General features: G+C 66.9%; 16 protein-coding genes and 1 pseudogene. 7 read left to right on the forward strand and 10 right to left on the reverse strand.

The window, feature by feature from the left end; all coding sequences use genetic code 11:
• The first annotated feature begins 61 nt into the window (after window positions 1–61).
• On the forward strand, window positions 62–1,303 hold the full coding sequence (locus AB0J06_RS16770) for a protein kinase (protein ID WP_357429338.1): 1,242 nt from the start codon (window positions 62–64) through the stop codon (window positions 1,301–1,303).
• Window positions 1,304–2,166: 863 nt separating this feature from the next.
• On the opposite strand, the gene AB0J06_RS16775 is transcribed toward AB0J06_RS16770, so the two are convergent.
• From AB0J06_RS16775 to AB0J06_RS16785, 3 genes are all read right to left on the reverse strand, one after another.
• Window positions 2,167–4,230, reverse strand: a complete 2,064-nt coding sequence (locus AB0J06_RS16775; RefSeq protein WP_357429341.1) for a DUF262 domain-containing protein — start codon at window positions 4,228–4,230, stop codon at window positions 2,167–2,169.
• 456 nt (window positions 4,231–4,686) lie between these two features.
• Entirely contained in the window at window positions 4,687–5,196 is a 510-nt protein-coding gene (locus tag AB0J06_RS16780) for a hypothetical protein (protein WP_357429343.1), read from the reverse strand.
• A 56-nt stretch (window positions 5,197–5,252) separates the two neighbouring features.
• Window positions 5,253–5,546 (reverse strand): hypothetical protein, encoded by a 294-nt coding sequence (locus AB0J06_RS16785; RefSeq protein WP_357429345.1) that lies wholly within the window; start codon window positions 5,544–5,546, stop codon window positions 5,253–5,255.
• Window positions 5,547–5,636: 90 nt separating this feature from the next.
• Here AB0J06_RS16785 and AB0J06_RS16790 point away from each other — a divergent pair, with 90 nt between their 5' ends.
• From AB0J06_RS16790 to AB0J06_RS16805, 4 genes are all read left to right on the forward strand, one after another.
• A complete protein-coding gene (locus AB0J06_RS16790; protein WP_357429347.1) occupies window positions 5,637–8,549 on the forward strand; it encodes an AAA domain-containing protein in 2,913 nt (970 codons plus the stop codon).
• A 223-nt stretch (window positions 8,550–8,772) separates the two neighbouring features.
• A complete protein-coding gene (locus AB0J06_RS16795; protein ID WP_357429349.1) occupies window positions 8,773–9,870 on the forward strand; it encodes a hypothetical protein in 1,098 nt (365 codons plus the stop codon).
• A 12-nt stretch (window positions 9,871–9,882) separates the two neighbouring features.
• Window positions 9,883–10,206: a hypothetical protein gene (locus AB0J06_RS16800; RefSeq protein WP_357429351.1), complete on the forward strand. Its 324-nt coding sequence runs from the start codon at window positions 9,883–9,885 to the stop codon at window positions 10,204–10,206.
• Window positions 10,203–10,493, forward strand: coding sequence for a hypothetical protein (locus AB0J06_RS16805; RefSeq protein WP_357429353.1), 291 nt, complete (start codon window positions 10,203–10,205; stop codon window positions 10,491–10,493). The genes AB0J06_RS16800 and AB0J06_RS16805 overlap by 4 nt, the downstream gene beginning before the upstream one ends.
• 153 nt (window positions 10,494–10,646) lie before the next feature.
• Here AB0J06_RS16805 and AB0J06_RS16810 read toward each other — a convergent pair whose 3' ends face one another.
• From AB0J06_RS16810 to AB0J06_RS16830, 5 genes are all read right to left on the reverse strand, one after another.
• Entirely contained in the window at window positions 10,647–10,850 is a 204-nt protein-coding gene (locus tag AB0J06_RS16810; RefSeq protein WP_357429355.1) for a DUF397 domain-containing protein, read from the reverse strand.
• A 41-nt stretch (window positions 10,851–10,891) separates the two neighbouring features.
• Window positions 10,892–11,086 carry a DUF397 domain-containing protein gene (locus AB0J06_RS16815; protein WP_357429357.1) on the reverse strand — a complete coding sequence of 65 codons (195 nt, stop codon included), beginning with the start codon at window positions 11,084–11,086 and terminating at the stop codon, window positions 10,892–10,894.
• Between the two features lie 19 nt (window positions 11,087–11,105).
• Window positions 11,106–11,960: a helix-turn-helix transcriptional regulator gene (locus tag AB0J06_RS16820; protein ID WP_357429359.1), complete on the reverse strand. Its 855-nt coding sequence runs from the start codon at window positions 11,958–11,960 to the stop codon at window positions 11,106–11,108.
• Window positions 11,961–12,799: 839 nt separating this feature from the next.
• The gene (locus AB0J06_RS16825; protein ID WP_357429362.1) at window positions 12,800–14,335 is read right to left on the reverse strand and encodes a DUF6297 family protein; all 1,536 of its coding nucleotides are present in this window, start codon (window positions 14,333–14,335) and stop codon (window positions 12,800–12,802) included.
• Window positions 14,336–14,337: 2 nt separating this feature from the next.
• Window positions 14,338–14,970 carry an ABC transporter ATP-binding protein gene (locus AB0J06_RS16830; protein WP_357429364.1) on the reverse strand — a complete coding sequence of 211 codons (633 nt, stop codon included), beginning with the start codon at window positions 14,968–14,970 and terminating at the stop codon, window positions 14,338–14,340.
• Window positions 14,971–15,178: 208 nt separating this feature from the next.
• Here AB0J06_RS16830 and AB0J06_RS16835 point away from each other — a divergent pair.
• Window positions 15,179–15,340: pseudogene (locus AB0J06_RS16835) on the forward strand (IS701 family transposase); the annotation flags it as partial.
• A gap of 263 nt (window positions 15,341–15,603) precedes the next feature.
• A complete protein-coding gene (locus AB0J06_RS16840; RefSeq protein WP_357429366.1) occupies window positions 15,604–16,374 on the forward strand; it encodes a glycoside hydrolase family 16 protein in 771 nt (256 codons plus the stop codon).
• Here AB0J06_RS16840 and AB0J06_RS16845 read toward each other — a convergent pair.
• Together AB0J06_RS16845 and AB0J06_RS16850 are read right to left on the reverse strand one after the other, a co-directional pair.
• The gene (locus AB0J06_RS16845) at window positions 16,344–16,772 is read right to left on the reverse strand and encodes a hypothetical protein (RefSeq protein WP_357429368.1); all 429 of its coding nucleotides are present in this window, start codon (window positions 16,770–16,772) and stop codon (window positions 16,344–16,346) included. The two genes, AB0J06_RS16840 and AB0J06_RS16845, sit on opposite strands and share 31 nt — an antisense overlap.
• Window positions 16,769–18,616: a hypothetical protein gene (locus AB0J06_RS16850; protein ID WP_357429370.1), complete on the reverse strand. Its 1,848-nt coding sequence runs from the start codon at window positions 18,614–18,616 to the stop codon at window positions 16,769–16,771. Before AB0J06_RS16850 ends, AB0J06_RS16845 begins: the two co-directional genes overlap by 4 nt.
• Between the last annotated feature and the right edge of the window lie 47 nt (window positions 18,617–18,663).

Raw genomic sequence — 18,663 nt, forward strand, 5'->3', positions numbered from 1 at the left:
CGTCCACGCCTCCCTGCTCTTGGGCAGGGGGGCGCACGACCAGCAAACGGGGAGGCCGGGAGTGCAGGCGCGCAATCGCATCGCTGATCGGTACGAACTGACGTATCCGATCGGCCGCGGCGGCATGGGGGAGGTTTGGGCAGGCTACGACGAGCGACTCGACCGGCCGGTGGCCATCAAGTTCCTTCGCCAGATGGAATTGCCGGATGACGAACGGGAGACCGCGGCCAAGCGCTTCAGGCGGGAGGCGCGGGCGACCGCGCGGCTCGACCACCCAGGCGTGCCCACCGTGCACGACCTGGGTGTTCACGGCGATGACCTCTTCATTGTTATGCAGCTCGTGTCGGGTGTGGTCCTCGCCGATCTCATTGCGGAGGAGGGTCAGCTCCCCGCATCGCAGGCGGCCTCGATCGCCGCGCAGATCTGCGCGGTGCTCACTGCCGCGCATGCCGCGTCGCTGGTGCACCGCGACCTCAAGCCGCAGAACGTGATCGTCACGCCGACCGGAACCGTCAAGGTGCTGGACTTCGGTGTGGCCGCCCTGCTGGGGCCGGCCGAGGCGTCGCGCCTCACGACGACCGGTCATATGCTCGGCACGCCGGCCTACCTCGCTCCCGAGCAGGCGTCCGATCGTCCCGTCGGCCCGCCAGCCGACCTGTACGCGCTGGGTTGCATCCTCTTCGAGTTGCTCACGGGGCACGCGCCGTACGAGGCGCATAATGCCCTCGACATGCTGCGCCAGCACCGGCAGGCGCCGGTCCCTATTGTCAGCGAACACCGGGGCGACGTGCCCGACGATCTCGCGCACCTGGTGTTCTGTTTGCTCGCCAAGGACCCCCAAGAACGGCCGGCGTCCGCAGTACAGGTTGGTCAACTGCTGACGCCGTTCGTCGGAGGGGAGCACCGACCTCTCACTGCTACCGCGAATCACGTGTCCGGGCGCACGGAGGGTTCACCGATTGTGCAGCTGCCGGCGCGGGTGCTCAGTACCGACCTTGCCGAAGCGCGGGCGCGTGTGCAGGAACTGGCGGAGGAGGAGCGGTTCACGCAGGCGGCCGAGGTATTGGAAAGCGCTCTACGAACGGCCAATGATGGACGAGACTACCTCGACCCGCAGATCCTCCTGCTACGCCTCGACATGGCTGAGCTCCGAATGCTCGCCGGCGAGTACCGCAAAGCCCTGCACGATTTCGAGGCGCTGGCACACCAACTCGAGGTTGGTAGCGACCCCGACCTGGCGGAGCGGTGTCGGCAGCAAGCGCTGGTCTGCCATGCCGAGCTGGGGCAGCCGCACCCGTCGTGAGGGGTCTCTTCGGCTGATGTCCGCAGTGCTGTGCGGTCGTAGGGTCTGAATCATGGCGGTGCGTACCCGTCGCGGCGAGGTTCTCGAGGCAGCCACGGAACTCGCTGTTCGGAGTGTCGACGGCGGCTTTACGGTTGAAGAGTTTGTTCGGCTGCTGATCGGCAGAGGAAGTACGTACGCCGAGAGCACCATCCGTACGCATGTGACGTCACGCATGTGCGTGAACGCCCCAGCCAATCATGCGATTCGCTATGCAGACCTGATCCGTGTTGAGATGGGGCGTTACTCACTGACCCGACCGCGGCCCTTGGGACGTCGGCCTCCGTTATCCCGCCGCGTCCGCGAGATGCCGGTGAATCCGACGAGAAGCCGCTCTCGGAGTTTCCGGCGGGCAGCAGCAGAGTTCAGCGGGGAGCGGAGGCGGTGATCGTCGAGGAGGTCTCTCGGCAGCTGGGCTATGCGGTCACCGTGACGAGGCTCCATCTGCCGGGAGGTGAGTACGTGGACGTCGACGGTGTCAGTCATGCTCCACCCACCCTTGTCGAGGCTTGGGGACATCAAGGACCAGCGAAGGTGACCCAAAAGCACAAGGTGCTGACGGACGCGCTGAAGCTCATCCATGTTCGTGCACAGCTGGGCGGTGGGCACCGGCTGATCCTCTGCTCAGCGATGAGCAGGCGGCTCGTGGCTTCCGACCGGAGGCCCGGACCTGGTACGCCGCCGCTCTCAAGGCGCAGGTCGTCGAGGTGTTCGTCATAGACGTCGCGCCGAAGTGGCGAGAGCGGATCCGCGTTGCCCAGGATCGTCAGTTTCGCTGAACTGACGGACGAGCCGGGACCCACTAGCCAGCCGAGTTGCCGAGGTCAGTCAGCGATCGGCGGCGCCTTTCTAGCTCCTCGAACCCCCCGTTCGTTCACGCTCGGTTCGACGCCGGGCACCGTGCATCGTCCCGTGGCAGGGAAAAGGCGCGCTGCGATTGCTCCCGCGGACGGAAACTCGTCGCCGTATTCGTCGCTCCGGTGGTTTCTGATCTGAGTGGTGGTGAGGAAGGTATCCGCCGGCGCGGCGGCAAATGCCGACACGATGTGTGCGGCAATGTCGCGCCGATGGGAGGAATGGCTGCTCGCTAAGGGCGACGTTGAAGACCTCGGTGACCCGTCCATCCGCTCCGGACGGGGTTCGGCCATCGCGGAGGGGTCAACGCCGAGTAGATCGAGCAACCGCTCACGCATGAGCTCCCGCCGGCGATCGTAGAACCGGAGGAAGTCGTCCAGTGCTGGCAGTTCTCCGAGATCATTGCGAGCCACGTAGCCAGCACGCGCGGCGGGATCAGGGTAGGCGCGCGAAGCCCAGTCCGACGGAAGGGAGGCACGCTTGTCGACGTTTTCCGTGCCCTCCAGAAGTTGTAGGTTCGCCAATCTGTCGACTCGTTCGAGGTACGCCGGGATGTCACCATCAGGGATGCCTGCGGCGCGAAGCCGGGCTGCAGTGAATCTGCTCCGCGGATATACGTGGTCGACGTGGAAAGCGCTGCGAACATTGACACCGGGGTAGAGCAGTGCCAGCAGAGCGAACGTCTTGGCTCCGCCGTACTTCAGGTCGAGCAGGTCGTCGATCTCCAATGGATCGAACCGCAGAGGTTTGCCCTGCCGCGCCATCTCCCGCTCGAGAGAGACGCGGGGGAATCCTGCGCGCGCCTCGACGTCCAGTACCGCACGCAGACCGCCGAGCAGCGTGTCGAGTCCACTGCCCCAGATGCCACTCTTGATCACCGCCCGCAACAACCACCGGCGGATTTCGTTCCGGTCCGATGCCTCAGCCGCTCGCCGGAGATAGCCTTCGTCGAGCTGTCGGAGGTGTGCGTAGTGAGCAAGCGGAATAATCACGCTGCTCGCAGGCAGGGTCGCAGCCGAGAGACCGAAGTCGCTCAGGAGGTGAGCTGCGAGGCGGAGGGCGCGCTCGATGTCATCCCAGCCTTCCTCCATCTCCAGCATTGTGTGCCGGTCAAAGTTGTCGACTTTGAATCGGATGTCGCGTTTGCCCAACAGGACGAGACCGGCCTTGAGTACGCTGTTCTTGTCAAAGTTGAAGCCAAGACCCGTTCGGTTGAGGTCGTCAACAATCTCGTGGATCTCCTCGCGAGCATCCCGGTCGCGCCACTGCGAGGTGGCGATGCTGAGGAGCAGATCGCTGAAGGAGAGCGGGACGGCGCCACTGTTGACGCGGATGAAGATGTTCAGCACCTTGTCCAGGCTCTGATCCTCTTCTTCGAAGTAGTTGATCAGTGCCTGACGCTTCACCACGTCGTAGAGCTTGAACAGCACGCGACCGGCTGAGACGGGGAGGTCGTGCCGGGCGGTGACGTCAAAGACCTCGTCACCTTCGTTGATGTCCCGGATGTCCGCGACCGGAAACCAAAATGTGCCCTCAGGGGGGTTGGCCGCCTCCGCGGCGGTGAGGAACCGAAAGTGGTAGGCGAGTTCGAGTTCTTCGTCCTGCCCCTGAGAAAGCAGATCGAGGTAGAGCTTCTTCGTCGGGTAGGCGAGCGGGTTGTTCGCCCGCATCCTGGGCAGTTTGTCGGCGTGTGATCCGCGGAGGCCGATGTTCAGTGCGGTCAGTCGCTGTTGGCCGTCCAGGATCGCCGTCACATCTCGCCCGCGTTCCACGTCGAGAGTGGGGCAGTGTGGCGAGTTCCTCGCGTGATACGTCCGTACGAAGTCGTAGAACGTGTACGACTTCACCTGGTCGCCGTTTACTTTCCAGAACAGAAAGGAGCCGATCGGGTAGCCGCGCATCAGGCTGTCGAACAGCTTGCATATCCGGTCGGTTCCCCACACGAACTCGCGCTGAATCGCCGGCAGGACGTAGTCGTGCCGACTCATCCGCTCAAGTGCGGTGGCGATCGTGATTGGCGCTTGGAACGGCACAGCTGCTCCCCTCATTCGCCATGCGTAACTTCATGTGCCGGCGTGGCGGTCGATGCACTCTCGCATGTGGAGACAGGTCGGTGCTAGATCCGGCGGGACAGCGTTAGCTGCCGGAGTGGTCCTTGTGGCTTCGACCGATGGACCACGGCAGGTGTGAAGCGAACGCCGGGCCACGGGACTGGGACAAGTTTCGGCCCTGGCAGTCCTCGCGCCTATGACATCTCATTCGCCAGTCGTCCACTAAGGATAGATGACCTCGATGGCCAGCGCTTGTGTTGTACCGCTCATTGGAGTTGCTATGTGAGCGCGGGGCGGGCCCGCACGTGCGGGGGTGCCCAACCTTCCCCACGACCAGGCAGGCAAGTCAATGAGCGTCTGGCAACGATCGCGCGGCCGGGTGAGCAGCGCGACAGCGCGGTCGAGGCGAACCGGGAGGTCAGTCTCGACCGCCGCACGTCAGTCAACTGAGCCGAAGCTGCGCCCGTCCAGGACGTTGATCAGGTCGTCGTCCCGGCTGACCTCGAAGCCGCGTTCCCGCAGCTCCGCCACGAGTTCGGCCTCGTGGAAGAGCGGAATTTCCAAATAGTCCCCATTGAAAACCGTGTCGGTGTCTTCGCCGAATCGCGCCTGCAGGTCCTTCGGCAGCAGCTTGAGCGTGCGTGCCGTCACCATGGGAGGCCAGTTCCCGTCCTGCACCGAACCCACGTCGTTGATGTCGAACGGCTCGTCGTCGGCGGGCCCGTCGTCGGGATCGTGGTAGTCGGGGCCGACCGGGTTCCAGATGTGGCGGGGAGCAACACGACGGGCTTCGCCCCACGTACGGGAAGACGCGATCGCGACGATCTCCCGGGCCTCGTCGGCTGCGGTGTCGGCGTCGGCGAAGGCGAGACAATCGTGCAGCTGGGCGTGGCCGTAGACCAGGCGTCGCGTCGGCAGTTGCGGGGCGTTGGGGTGTTGCGTCGTCATGGCGCAGATCCTGCCACGGCGGTCCGACATTCAAGATCAACGACGCGCGGAGGGCGTCAGACGGCACGCCCGAAGCTGCGGGCCGGAAATCGTCGACGACTTTCAAGGCGCTTCAGGAACAGACGACCACTGGTGCTGCCTGTCTCATGATCGTATAGCACGGGGTCGGCAAACCATCGATCGGTTGGACGGCTGATGTTGATCGAGAAGCGGCGCGTGACGGTCGCGGACCAGACAGCCATCTCGACCGTCCAGGCGGCCCCCAAGCGACTAATTCGCTCATAGCGTGTGCTGCGACAGTGATGGTCTTGTTGCTCTACGCCATGCCTGATGCGAAGCGGAACGGTCATCGCCCTCGTTGGGGCGGGCAGCTCGGAGTGCAGCGTCGGCGTGCGAGCCCGCGATCGGACCTGGGCAGCTTATGGTCCGCGGAGGTCGTTGTGGGGGTTGGATCGGAGCGCCGGCTCATCAAGGCCGTCCAACAGGCGTTGTCGGGTGGACCTGTACCGCAGGATGCGTTGCTGGAGCGTCTCGGACGTGCTGGGCTACGTACCGACAGCACCGGTTTGTATCTCGCGTGTGCCACCCACGGACTTGCCGACCTGCAGGGCGACACGTGGGTGCCGCGCGGCTGGGCTGCGCCCGTCGCGCCTACTCGCCCATCCGAGGAGCGGTCAACCACGCGGCATCAGGTGCCGGTGCAGAGCGACCGCGACTCATCGGCCAATGCCGTCTCTCGGCGGGCAGCCGCACAGGTGTGGCGGCTGGCCTCGTCGATTGGCATCCCCATGGTGGAACAGCCGCCGCCCATGGGCCCCGTACCTGCCGGGTGGTCGAAAGTGGCGGACCACGCTTCCCGTGCTCTGCTTGACGAGTTGCGAGCTGTGACTGACAAACGGACCTTGCAGGATGTCCCCCTGAGCGAGGGGACTCGGGTCGCGCAAGCCGGAGAACGCAGACTGGCGCGATTCGAGGCAGAGGGCGATCTCGGGGTCTCCGAGGGCATGCAGGCCACCCTGATCGTGGCGAAGGTGCCGTTCGACGTCGAGGTCGTCTCGGTCTTCGGCAACGTCGTCACGCTCTCCATGCCGCCGGCCGCGCCCTTCGCGCGTGAGGCCGTGCTGCGCTGCGATTTGTCCTGGCTGCTCTCCGCACAGAGTCGCCGGCTTCGGGAGCTGGTCAACGGCGGGCCGGGTTTCGACGCCGCGGCCGCGATGGCCGTGGTGGAGCGTAGCCGCGAGGTTAATGCTGCCGTCGCGCTCCCCGATGTCAAGGCGAAGCATCTCAACCAGCGGCAGCGGTACGCGGTCCAGCTGGCATTGACTCCCGGAGTGACCTGGGTCTGGGGCCCACCGGGCACGGGCAAGACGACGACGCTGGCGACACTCGTCGCCGAACTGTGTGAACGCGGACAACGCGTTCTGCTCACCGCACCGACGAACGCTGCGCTCGACGTGGCGGTGCAAGCCACGTTGAAGCGACTGCCGGAGCTTGGGCGAGGTGGGTTGGTGCGTCTCGGTCAACCGTCAGACCCGTCACTGATCGGTCGCAAGCAGGGACCCGTCCTTATCGAGGAGGTCGCAGCGGAGCGTGGCGCTCCGCTTGCCACGTCGCGGGTTGAGAAGGGAAAGAAGCTCCGGGACCTGCGCGAGCGGCTGAACACTCTGAAGAGACGTCATCGGCACCTCGGCGCGGAGCAGGAGACGAGCCGGCTGGACCTGGAGACGAAGATCGCGGAGTGCACGGCTTCTGTACGCGTGCTGGACGAGGCGCTCCAGCAGGTACGTCGTAAGGTCTGCGAGGAAGCCACCGTCGTGGCCGCGACCTCCCACCAGGTGGTCCTCCAGACACTGAAGGAAATCACCTTCGACGTGGTGGTCCTCGACGAGGCGAGCATGACGACGGCTGCGCTCGCCATGCTGGTCGCGGGCGCTGGGCGCGGCCACACGATAGTCGCCGGAGACTTCCGCCAGCTGCCCCCGGTCGTGGTCGCGGAAACCCCAGCGGCCCAGGAATGGCTTCACCGGAGTCCGTTTGAGAAGGCCGGCGTGGACGTCGCGGTTGCCAGAAAGCAGCCGCCGGGCCGCCTGGCTGCGCTGACCGAGCAGTACCGCATGCGGGAGAGCATCAACGACGTTGTCAGCACCGCCTTCTATCCGGAAAGCCCACTCGTTACCGCAGCAGACCTGTCGGCGAGGTCTCGCCCGAGCCGCGCGGATTGGGCCGACGGCGAGCTGGTGGTCCTCGACACGTCAACCCTTGCTGCTCGCACCGCGCGTAAGCAGGGCCTGTCGTCGCGGTACAACCTCATGCACGTTCAGTTGGTCGCCGCACTCCTCGGCGCGACCGGTGACGACACTCGCAACCTCGGTGTCATCACCCCGTTCGCCGCCCAGGCCCGACTCCTGGAGTCCCTGCTACCAGAAACGGACCTGGACGAGTGGGCTGCCTCCACCGTGCACCGCTTTCAAGGTGGCGAGCGGGACATCGTCGTGTACGACACGGTCGACACCGGCTTGGGAGTGAAGCCGCTGCACCGGTGGTTCACGGAGGGCAACGCGGGCGGCGATGGCGCTCGCCTGCTCAACGTCGCGGCCAGTCGCGCCCGTGACCATCTCGTGGTTGTCGCCGCCGTCGACCAGCTCCACCGCAGGCGATCCAGTCCGGACGCGGTCTGGAAATTCTTCGCGCATCTGCTCGATCAGGCGACCCACGTGCCGTGGCAGCAGGCGCTCGGGTTCTCGGCTGTCACCGAGCAGGTCACGAGTGGGGTGCTGGAGTGGCTTCGGGACGATCTCACGCGGGCCGAAACCGTCGAGATGTGGCTGCCCCGCGCGCCGCTGGTCGGCCTCCGCCGCCTCATCCCGCAAATGCAGCGGATCTCGCAGCAGGAGGTGAAGACAGAGCCGGTGACACTGTGGGTCGAGCCGGACCCGGATGGCTTCCTGTCTGCCGAGGCGATGGAGGCGAAGCGTGGGGGAGTAAACATCCGGCCCTGTACCCCGATCCTCGAATCCAGCGCGGTGATCGGGGACGTGGTGTGGTCCTCGACGGCGTCTCTGCTCGGGCCCGATCCCGGGGTCGTGCTCCGGACAGAGCACGCCGCCTTCGCCGACGCGGTGCGTCGGGCCCAGCGGCGCCGTTCCGGAGTCGCCCCCGGCAGCGGACAGCTCGGCGACGAGTGTGGCCGCTGCCGACGCACGCTCGTCCGCTTCGAAGTAGGCCGACGTGGCCAGCCGGCGATGGGATACGGATGTATGTCGTGCGACAGCAGCACAGAAGAGCCAAGGCGGCAGCAGCGTAATCAGTCGCTGTCGGCGTCTGTATCGCGGGCTGGACGAGCACGGCCGTGATACGGGCGGATTGACGCCGCCCGCCGAAGACGGTAACGACCCCGTCGTTGCGTGCCAGCGCGATCGCCTCGCTTGAGGTGACTCATGATCCGGTGGCTTCTCTGTTGGTCGCGATGTGATGGAATCGGCGGGTGTGCTTAAAGGCTGCCTCCGAGGGGCTTTGTGCTCGGGAACCCCGGGTCACTATGATCGCCGGGCACTTCAGCTAGCTCGGGTGGGGGATATGAGCGGGTTCTTTGCTGATGTTGATGGCATGAACGGCCTGTACAACCTGTTGCATCGAGCCTCAGGCGATGCCGCCGACACAAAGCAGTACATGGTGAAGCACTGCGACCTCTCGTTCGGCGAAGAGGGCTACATCATGATCATGGCCGGGCCGCACTACAAGGCATACACCGAGATGTCAGACGCGTTCAGCAATCTCACCGAGATAACCAAGAGCGCGGCCACTCAAATCAACCTCGCGCAGAGCGACTACCGGCGCTCGGACGAGTCGTCCGCGTCCCGCCTCGACGCGACTTACGCGGGTGCACAGGACCCGGCCGCGGTTCGAGGAACGACGGCGCAGGGCCGCCCCGACCTTTGGGCGCGTCAGCGTGCGGCCTTCGGTGACGCCGCAGAGCCCACCTCCAACCTCGTTGACCCGTCGTACTTCAGCGGCGTCGAGAAGTGGGAAATCAATCTGCTCTCCGACGCGATCAGCCCGGCCGCGTGGGTTCGGCAGGTCAGCGTATGGGTGTTTGGGTGGGACCCGTTCGAGGCGTGGGCCAAGAACTTCAGCGGTGACTGGAAGGCCTACGAGCACTGCGCCGCCGCCTGGGGCAAGATCGGCGCGGCGGCAATGGACATTGGCCGCAACCTCTCGGCCGGCGCCGGCGATGTGCCATCGGTGTGGCGAGGCAACGCGGCGGAGGCCGAGCAGGAGTTTCAGCTGCGCGTTGCTAGCGCTGCCATGCACCTGCAGTCGGTCTGCGCCGAGTACCACCGGCTCTACATGCAGACCGCCGACGCGACGAAGAACCTCTGGAACGTCGTCAGTGGCCTTATCGGCAAGCTGATCGACGTTCTGATCATCGTCAACGCCGCCGCGGTGGTGGGCACAGCCACGTCCGAGACCATCGTCGGTGGGGCGGTCGGCTACGGCGTGGCCGCTTACTACATCTGGCAGGCCTACAACCTCTACCAGGAAATCTCGGCGGTATTCGGCAACGCCGAAGCCGGCTACAAGGCCATCGCCGGCACCATCTCGGCGATCGACGCGAAACTCAAGGTCGATAACTTGCCGGAGCTACAGTCCTACCGCCACCCCGCGGGCTACTGAGAGGGTTCGACGATGCACGACGACGTAGCTCAGCAGCCGTTGGCTCGTGCCATGCTCGCCAAACTGGCAGCGATCCACGGCGATGATCACCCGCTCGGCTCCTTCGCCCGCAGCGTTCTCGGCGGCGCGAGCCTACGTTCGGCAGCATCGAATCCGTGGCACGCCGAGGGTATGGGCCGCGCCTTCACCGAAGTGCAACGGCGGTACAGCGAGATGTCCGCGGAGGAGCGTGCGGGGTACGAGCGCGAGGCGCAGCGACTCCGGTCGGTTGATGCCGCAGACGTGGAGCTGGCGAACGACAGGGACGACCGGACCGAGGACGGCTACGAGCGATGAACCCCTCAATCAGGTTCCGCATCGCCGGTCCGCTGATCGTCCTAACCGGAGTGTCGCTCTTCGCCGCAGTCGGTGGCACCGTGCCGTGGTGGTCCGAGACGCCGGCCGGCGAACTCGTCCTCGCCGTCATCAATTGGATCGTCCTGGGAACGGCTTTCGGCCTGAGCCTTTCCATCCTGGTCGACCGCCGTGTGGAGGACATTCCCTGGCGCCGCATCGGCGTCATCGCCGCTTGCTTCCTGCTGTCCTGCGGCGCTGTCCTCCTTCCCCGTCTCCTGGAGCGGTGACCGTAACCGATATCGTCGCCGGTCGGCGGGAACGACTGACTCTCGCGTAACGCCCGTGCTCCGCCTCGATAGTTCCGCCGCTCAATCGTGGTGCGCGTTGAACGGAGGGGTCAGTCCCGAAACCGCTCCCCGCCGTTGTGCTGGCTGTCGGCCTCAGGTCGTGAACGTGCCGTGCTTGACTCCGGCGATGAACGCCCGCCATCGCGACGGCGCGAGGACGAGTAGGCCACCCGTCACGTTCTTCGAGTCGCGTACGCCGACACCGCCGGCAAGCTCCGCCACCTCGACGCACGCTCCGTTCGCGTTGCTCCGCGTGCTCTCCCGCCAGGCCGCACGGGCGGTATCAAGACCTTCCACCGCGTCCGTCCTTTTTCCCGTCGTAAACGTTGGGGTGGTGCTTAGCCGAGGAACGTGCCGTCCTTGAGTGCTGCAACAAACGACGTGAAGCTTCCTGGCGCGAAGACCAGGACAGGGCCTCTCCGATCCTTGCTGTCCCGTACGGCTACGGCCGCATCGAGATCCGCCACCTCGACGCACGCGCCGTTCGTGTTGCTCCGCGTGCTCTTCCGCCACCGGGCGCTAGACAGATTCACCGTCGCGCCTCCTTCCGGTCTACGCCAGGTCTCTGGCGATAGCCGCGATCAGCTCTCGGGATTTGGTGGCGCTGAGCGCGGCCGCGTGCAGGTGGGTGTACGTCAGGCTAACCCGCCCGATCTCCTCCTGGCGTTCGAGATATGCGTCGCCGGCAAGGGTCTCCGTGTAGACCACGGGGGAGTGGACGTTCTCGGGAAACTCCAGGATGTTGAACGATCCGAGCGTGCCGGGATGCCACCCCTCGCTGTACGGCAACACCTGCACGGTCACGTTGGACCGCTTGCTCATGTCAATCAGGTGGCGTAGCTGTTCCCGCATGACCTCCCTGCTGCCGGTCTCCCGGTGCAGGACGCTCTCGTCCACGATCGTCCAGTAGTTCAGTGGTGGGTCGTCTTCGAGCCGCTTCTGGCGCTCCATCCGGAGGCGCAGGTGTCGCTCGGTCTCGCCCTCGTTATCCGGGCGCGAAGCGCTGATGATGACCCTCGCGTACTCCTCGGTCTGCAGTAGACCGGGCATGACCGCGAGTTCGAAGTTGCGGACGGTGGTCGCGGCGGCCTCCAGGCCGACGTACGTCGCGTAGTTGTTCGGCAGTTGCCCGTACCGGCTCCACCAGCCTCGTTGTCGACCCTGTTTCTGCAGGTCGAGGACTGCCTCGCGGTGGCTGTCGTCCTTCACCTCGTAGCGGTCCATCATCACCAGTAGGTCGCCACGACCGATGCCCACGTCGCCACTCTCGATCTTGTAGATCTTCGACTCCGAGCAGCCGAGCACCTCCGCGATCTGCATCTGCGTGATGCCCGCCGCCTCGCGCAGCGACTTCAGCTGTCGGCCAAGCTGCCACCGCGCGATGGTCGGGCCCGTCTCCCTCGACACGTCTACCTCCTCATCGAGGAACGTGCCCAGTGTTCCTCCCGCGCCCATCGATGAGCAACTTCATTCCTCAATCGACCATTACAACTATTAAACCTTCCACTGAAGGTTGAAACCCAAATTTCTATGCCTGTCAATCTGAAGGCCGCCGGCGCCGTCGTACTTGCTGAACGAGGCTGCGGCGGCGTCGTTCCTCAAGACCCCCGGCGGGGAGCAGGTGTGCAGGTGGGTGCCCGTCGCGCCCTCCTCGCCGGGCTCAACTGGCCGTCCCTGCACAGACCACGAATGGCGCACTCGAAGGGGAGCAAATGCGGACAAGGACTGACCGGGTATGCGGAGCTGCCGATCTCGCGGCGGAACACGTGCGCATGTCTCCGTACCCTCTGGTCTTTCCCGGGCGGGACCGGCGGTGACGCAGCCGGGGGAGGAGGGGCGCGGGACGCTCTACGGCGGCGCGTCGCGGCTGCCGCTCGGGCCGCGCCAGATCCGGTCCAAGCGGTTCGGCTCGACGCGGCTCGGGCGGCGGGGGATGGACCCGCGGGAGGTACGCGACTCCGAGCAGCGCGTGGAGTCGATTTTCCCTACGATGACCAGCGCCACAGCGATGAACGTGACGGCCATTTTCGCTATGGCGTCCAGGACAGCAGCGGTTCGCTGCGCGCCGTCATCAACGAAGGCCGGCGGCCTTGCGGTTCCGTCCATTTGAAACACCGCGGCTGAGCGTGCCGAGGTTGCGGACGGCGTAGCAACGCCTTGCGTCGTGCAGGAAGGGGTCACCGATGTCAACGGCCGAGCTGCCCGAGGGGTCCTGGTGGGATCGGGACGTCCCCCACCGGTATCGGTCAGAGTGAACCGGCGGCGGTGCCGGACCTCCGTACCAGCAGGGCGCACCCCAGCGCCGAACTGACCGCCTGCGCGAGCAGCCAGTGCCAGCCGAGCGCCTCGGGTGCCTGCAGCATCACCAGGCCGGCCGAGACCGGCAGGGTCAGGACGGCGAGGACGTCGATGCCGTTGAGGAGCCACAGCAGCATGCCGGCCGGGAACGCCCCGAGTGGCGTGTCGATCAGAATGGTGCCGATCGAGGCGGCGCTGGCCTTCGCCCGCTGGAAGGCGCCCACCGCGACGGCCGGGCCGGCCAGCAACCCGAGCGCCCACCACGGCCCGGTGAGGGAGCCGGCGGCCTGCAGCACGGCCAGGGTGACGGCGAGCCACACGCCGGCGACGACGGCGGGGACCACGAGCCGCTGAGCGGTCACCTGGCGGCCCGTGGCACCGAGCAGCCGCAGCATCGCCGGGTTCGAGGCGTCGCCGTGGGTGGACTCCGCGGTGAGGCCGGCGGCGGCCAGCGCGCCGATCAGGACCACGCCGACGAGGAGCCAGGCGGGGCCGTCGGCAAGGTAGACCGGGACGGCGGCCGCGCCCACCGGCCACCAGAGCCGCGCGGCCTTGCGGCGCAGGATGATCAGATCCTGGGCGATGAGCGGCGGGACCTGGCGGGCGGGCAGCAGGCGCGTCGTCCGTACGCGGGTGCGGCTGCGCCAGAAGCGGCGGGTGCTCATCTCGGTCAGGTAGGACGGTTCGACCGCGTAGACGACGTCGGCGTACGCGCCCGCGTTGATCGACGCCTCGGCGATCGGCGCGGTCGGCCAGTTCTCCAGCGCCCGCCAAGTCAGCACGACCGCGATCAGCCCGGCGGCCAGGGCGGCGGCGGAGGTGGCGAGCACTGCCACGGGCGGCATGAGCGAGGAGGGCAGGCGGTGGTCGCCGGTGGTGCGCAGCGCGGCGGCCAGGACGAGGCAGCCCGCGCCGATCGCGATGCCGATGCCGTCGGCGAGCCGGGCGGCGGAGGGCCGTCGCTGGCAGGCGAGCGCGAGCAGCGCCGCGAGGACCGCGGCCGCCGCGCCGGTGGTGCCGCCGGCCCCCAGTACCAGGAGCCCGGCCGGGCGGGCGGCGACGTGCCCGGTCATGGCGATACCGGTAACGGCGCCGACGGCGAGCGCGGCGACGGTGGTCAGTGTGAGCGCCGGTGCGAGCAGGGTGCGCCGGGGAAGCGGGGCCGGCAGCAGCCAGGTGGCGTCGCTGCGGCTGACCGACAGCGGGCCGAGTTGGCGCAGAACGACGAAGAAGGCGGCGAGGACGGCCACGGCGCCGACGAACGGGGTCACCGCCGGGTCACCGCCGGGCGCGTCCGGCGGCCAGACGACGCGGACCAGCGGCTGCCCGAGGAGCGCGGCGGCCATCAGCACGGCGAGGGTCGCCGCGTAGACCGTGCCGATGTCGGCGCGGCCCTCGGCGGCGATCCGGCGGCGGCGGATCCAGCGGCGGGCGTCGACGGCGGCGGAGGAGCCCGGCCGGACCGGGGCCTCGATCGGGGTCACCCTCAGCTCTCCGGGCGGGTGAGCACGATCTCGTCCGCGCCGACGCCGACCCGGAACCCGTCGTCGTGGCTGGCCATGATCAGTGTGCCACCGGCCTCCACGTACGACCGCAGGTGCGCGGCGATCGCGCGCTTGATCCGGGTGTCGAGGCGCTGTTCGGGCTCGTCGAGGACGAGCAGCCGGCTGGGCCGTACGAGGGTCGCGGCGAGCAGGAAACGCTGGCGCTGGCCGGAGGAGAGCGTGATGGGCAGGCTGTCGGAGAGCCCGGTCAGGCCGAGGGTGGTGCAGAGCTCGTCGATGTGCCCGTCGCCGGGGTCGCCGCCGTTGACCACCCGGACCAGGTCGAGGTGCTCGCGCACGGTCAGGCCCTGGTACCAGCTGGGCGACTCCACCGTGGTGGCGACCTGCCGCCAGAAGTCCGCGCCGCGCCCGGGCACCGCCTCGAAGACGGAGATGTCGCCGGCGGACGGCTCCTGAAGGCCGGTGATGCAGCGCAGCAGGGTGGACTTGCCGGCACCGTTCTCGCCGACGACCGCGACGGCAGCGCCCTCGGGAACTTGGAGGTCGATGCCGTCCAGGACCAGCGTCGAGCCGTACGTGACCGTGACCTGCCGGACGTCGACAGCCGAGGTCATCGCAGCATTCTCAAGATCAGGACTCCGCATTCCGCCGTAGAAATGGTCGCGCATCTCGCCCGCACGTACTCCAGCCGTAGATCCTGATCTTCGCTGGTGTGGCTGCTGAGATAAGCGCAGCGCCCGTCCATCATGAAGGGCTGTGTGGACGACCCAGGATGCGGCGGTGGCTGCGTGTTGCAGGGTAGACGCTGGCCGGTGGCAGGCGTTGTTCGATGAGTTGATGGGCGGGATCGTGGGGCGTTTCCGCAGGGTGGAGGCCCGAGGGAGGGTCCGTTCGTTCGTGCAGGGGCTGCTGTCGGATCTGCTGCGCAAGAACTGCTGGACGATCGCCGGGCATGCCGGAGACGCGACACCGGACGGGATGCAGTAGGCCGTGTCTCAAAGTCGGGTCAGAGCCACGCGCTCGGTCCGCCCTGATTCAGCGGCGTTCGGGCGCGGCGACGCGCCATCCGGGAGACACGACCGGAGGAGGCGCATCTCTTCGGGGGAAGTGCCCAGACAGGTACCGTTTTCATCGTAGTTTGAAGAGTGCCCAGCCGACCGGAACGCTGTCACGAAGCGGTGAGCTGGCCTTGCCTGTTACGCCGGTCGAGGTACCGGTTCATCGCAGGGGGGCTGGCTGTCCTCGTCGTGACTGCGGGGTTGGCGGCCCGAATCTCCGATGATCGTCCTGCCGAACCCGCTGCGCAGAGCGCCGGTGAGCTGCTCCGCGAGAGCTTCGAAGGTGAGTCGCTGGACGCGTCCTCCTGGGGCACCTGCTACTGGTGGGGCTGCACCATCCCTTCCAACAAGGAGCTTCAGTGGTACGAGCCGTCGCAGGTCACAGTCTCCGGAGGAGTCCTGTACCTCACCGCGGAGGCGGTTCCCGTCGAGAACCCGGACGGCGAGCGGTTCGCGTACCGGTCGGGAATGATCAGCTCCGGTCCCTCGGAGCGTGGCGGTAAGCCGAAATTCGCCTTCACCTACGGGACGGTCGAGGCGCGGCTCCGGGTCCCGGCCGGCACGGGGCTCTGGTCGGCACTCTGGATGCTTCCCGCGTTCCGTGACTCCCGTCCGGAGATCGACATCGTCGAGGTCCTCGGCAGCAACACACGGAAGAGCTACCAGTCCTTCCACGGGCGCGACCGGAAGAAAAAGCCCTTGCAGCACACGGAGAAGGGGGCCGACCTGGCGGACGGCTGGCATGACTACCGGTTGGAGTGGCTGCCGGGGAGACTGCGGTGGTACGTGGACGGCAAACACGTGTTCACGGTAAAGGGCGACGAGGTGCCGGACGAGCCCATGTACGTGATGGCCAACCTGGCGGTGGGTGGCAAGTGGCCCCGCTCTCCGAACGAGACGACCCGCTTCCCCGCCTCGCTCGCGATCGACTACATCACGGTCCGGCCAGCGGCACGCTGACGGCTATGCCGGGCCGGGTGCCTACCCGGCCACCACGACCGCGGGCCGGACCGGCCGGGATGCCCGTGCAGGTCCGTGCGACCGCGGGGAGGTACGACGCCGAGGAGTGCGACAGCCGCCAAAAGGAGGAATCCTCCCGGTACGGACCAGAGCCGCAGCAGGGCCATGCCCTCGCCGACAACGACAAGGAGACAGATGCTGATCGTGACGGCGGCAAGCACGGTGTCTCCGGCGTCGGACAGACGGAGCCGTCGAGCCCAGCCGAGCCCGGGCACCACGAGGGAGAATGCCAGCACCACGGGGATCCGTGCCGGGCTGGTGGCGCCGAAGAGCACGAACGCCGCCGTGAGGGCGGTGGCGACGCCAACCACGATGGACGATGCGAGAGGCCGGGTCATTTGCCGTCTCCGTTCTGGGCGAGCGTGAAGACCACCGCGTCGCGCGTGTCGACCACGATCCGGTACTGAGGTGACGCCCGAAGCGCCTGTTCGATCCGGTCAACCGAGCCCACGGGCATGGGCCCGATGAGGTCGTTGGCGATCTTCTGGCTCCGCGTTACCAGGATGTAGCCCGGCTTGTCGGACGTCCCCGCCGAAAGCCATCGGGACAGTCTGTTCGCCGGATCAGCCAGCACCCGATCCCGGCTCTCCTGCGGCTCATTCGCGATCGAGAGCAGCATGAATTTCTCGTAGTTACGGAACTGTTGGGGAAAGTTGCGCGAACCGACGACGATCACGGAGTTCGGCTCCGCGTTCTGGTACAACCACCCAGCCGTTCTCACCTCCGCCGGCGTGAAGTAGTTCTGTGCGTCCTTGCCGAAATACGCGAGTAGAAAGCCGGGGAGTAGAAGCACGGTGAGGAGAGCGCCCAGCACGGCCCGCCGCGTCCGTGCCCGCTCGGTACGGTCGGAATGGAGCGCCAGTGCTGCGAAGTAGGCCATGAACGGCCCGGTGAAAAGGATGACCCGGAAGAGCACCTCGCCGCCGTATTCGGTGACGGCGAGCAGCATCATGGGACAGAACAGCAGCACCAGGGCGGCAGAGTTGAGGCGGCGACGCCGCCAGGAGCGATAGATGCCGATCCCGGCCAGGCCCAGCGCCACCGCGGTAACGAAGCGGCCGGCGTAGCTCACCAGCACCTGACCGTCCCGTACGTTCGCCGACTTCTCGAGCGTGTCGACCCCGTTCTTCACTGGTTCACCGATGGTGAGGCCGCTGAGGTTGTCGATGGTGTAGCCGCGGGCGACGACAAACGCCCACCCGACCGTCAGCACGACGGCGACCACGGGGACGTACCAGCCTCGCGCCCTGCGAAGGCCAAACAGCGTGATCAGTCCCAGCACCATCATGAGTGGGGTGATCTGATGGCTGGTGGCGATCACGCCCATGACCAGGACCATGAGGGGAAGTGCCCTCCGTACGGTCATGGTGGCGTCCACGGGTGTGCCCACCTCGCCGTGACCACGGCGGCAGGCGCGCAGGACCAGCGCCATCAGCACCAGATAGAGCGGGAACGCGAGGCCCTGCGGCGAGAAATAGTCCAGGCCCAACCACGAGGTCAGGAAGAACAGCCACAGCGCGAGCCAGATCACCCGGCGGTCGTCGGTCAGCGATCGCATCAGGAAACGCGCCGCCAGGAGATTGAACAGGTTGAACGCCAGCTGCGTCCATGTGGCCAAGGCCAGGAGATGTGACCGGCCCATCATCTCCGTGAGCAGGGCGCTCCCGGCGAAGAATCCGGGCCAGCTGTGGTACACCGACAGATTCGAGATCGTGGTGTCGACACTTCCGGTCCGCAGGATGTAGTCGATGATCCCGATGTGCTTCCACGCCCAGCCGTACCGGAGTGTCCCGAAGAGAGCCGGCGGGGTCGCGTGGATGAAGCCGATGAACGCCAGTACGTGGAGTGCGAGGAGCCACTCCGCCGCTGACCGCCGCAGGGCGCGAAAGAACCCGAGAGCGAGAATGACCAGAGCGGCGATCATCGGCAGCGTGAAGAGGGCGACCAGACCGGTGTCGGTCATGGCGCGGGGGTCGGCGCCCCGGAGACCGAAGACCCAGAGCACCCCGGCCAGAAGCACGGTCGCGACGGCCTGGCCGGCGAACCGCCGGGGCCCCGGCACAGGAGGAGTGTGATCCGTGGAGCCGGCGGTGGAGGTCGCGCACGACACCTCAGCGTTTGTGTCCTTGAGCGTCGCCGCACCGGGTGGTGCGGTCGACAGGACGTTCGAAACCTCGGTCATCAACGCCTCCAGACACCGGGACTCAGGTGTTTTGCGGCTGGCGGTGG

The organism is Micromonospora sp. NPDC049679, from assembly GCF_040659735.1.
Taxonomy (GTDB): Bacteria; Actinomycetota; Actinomycetes; order Mycobacteriales; family Micromonosporaceae; genus Micromonospora_I.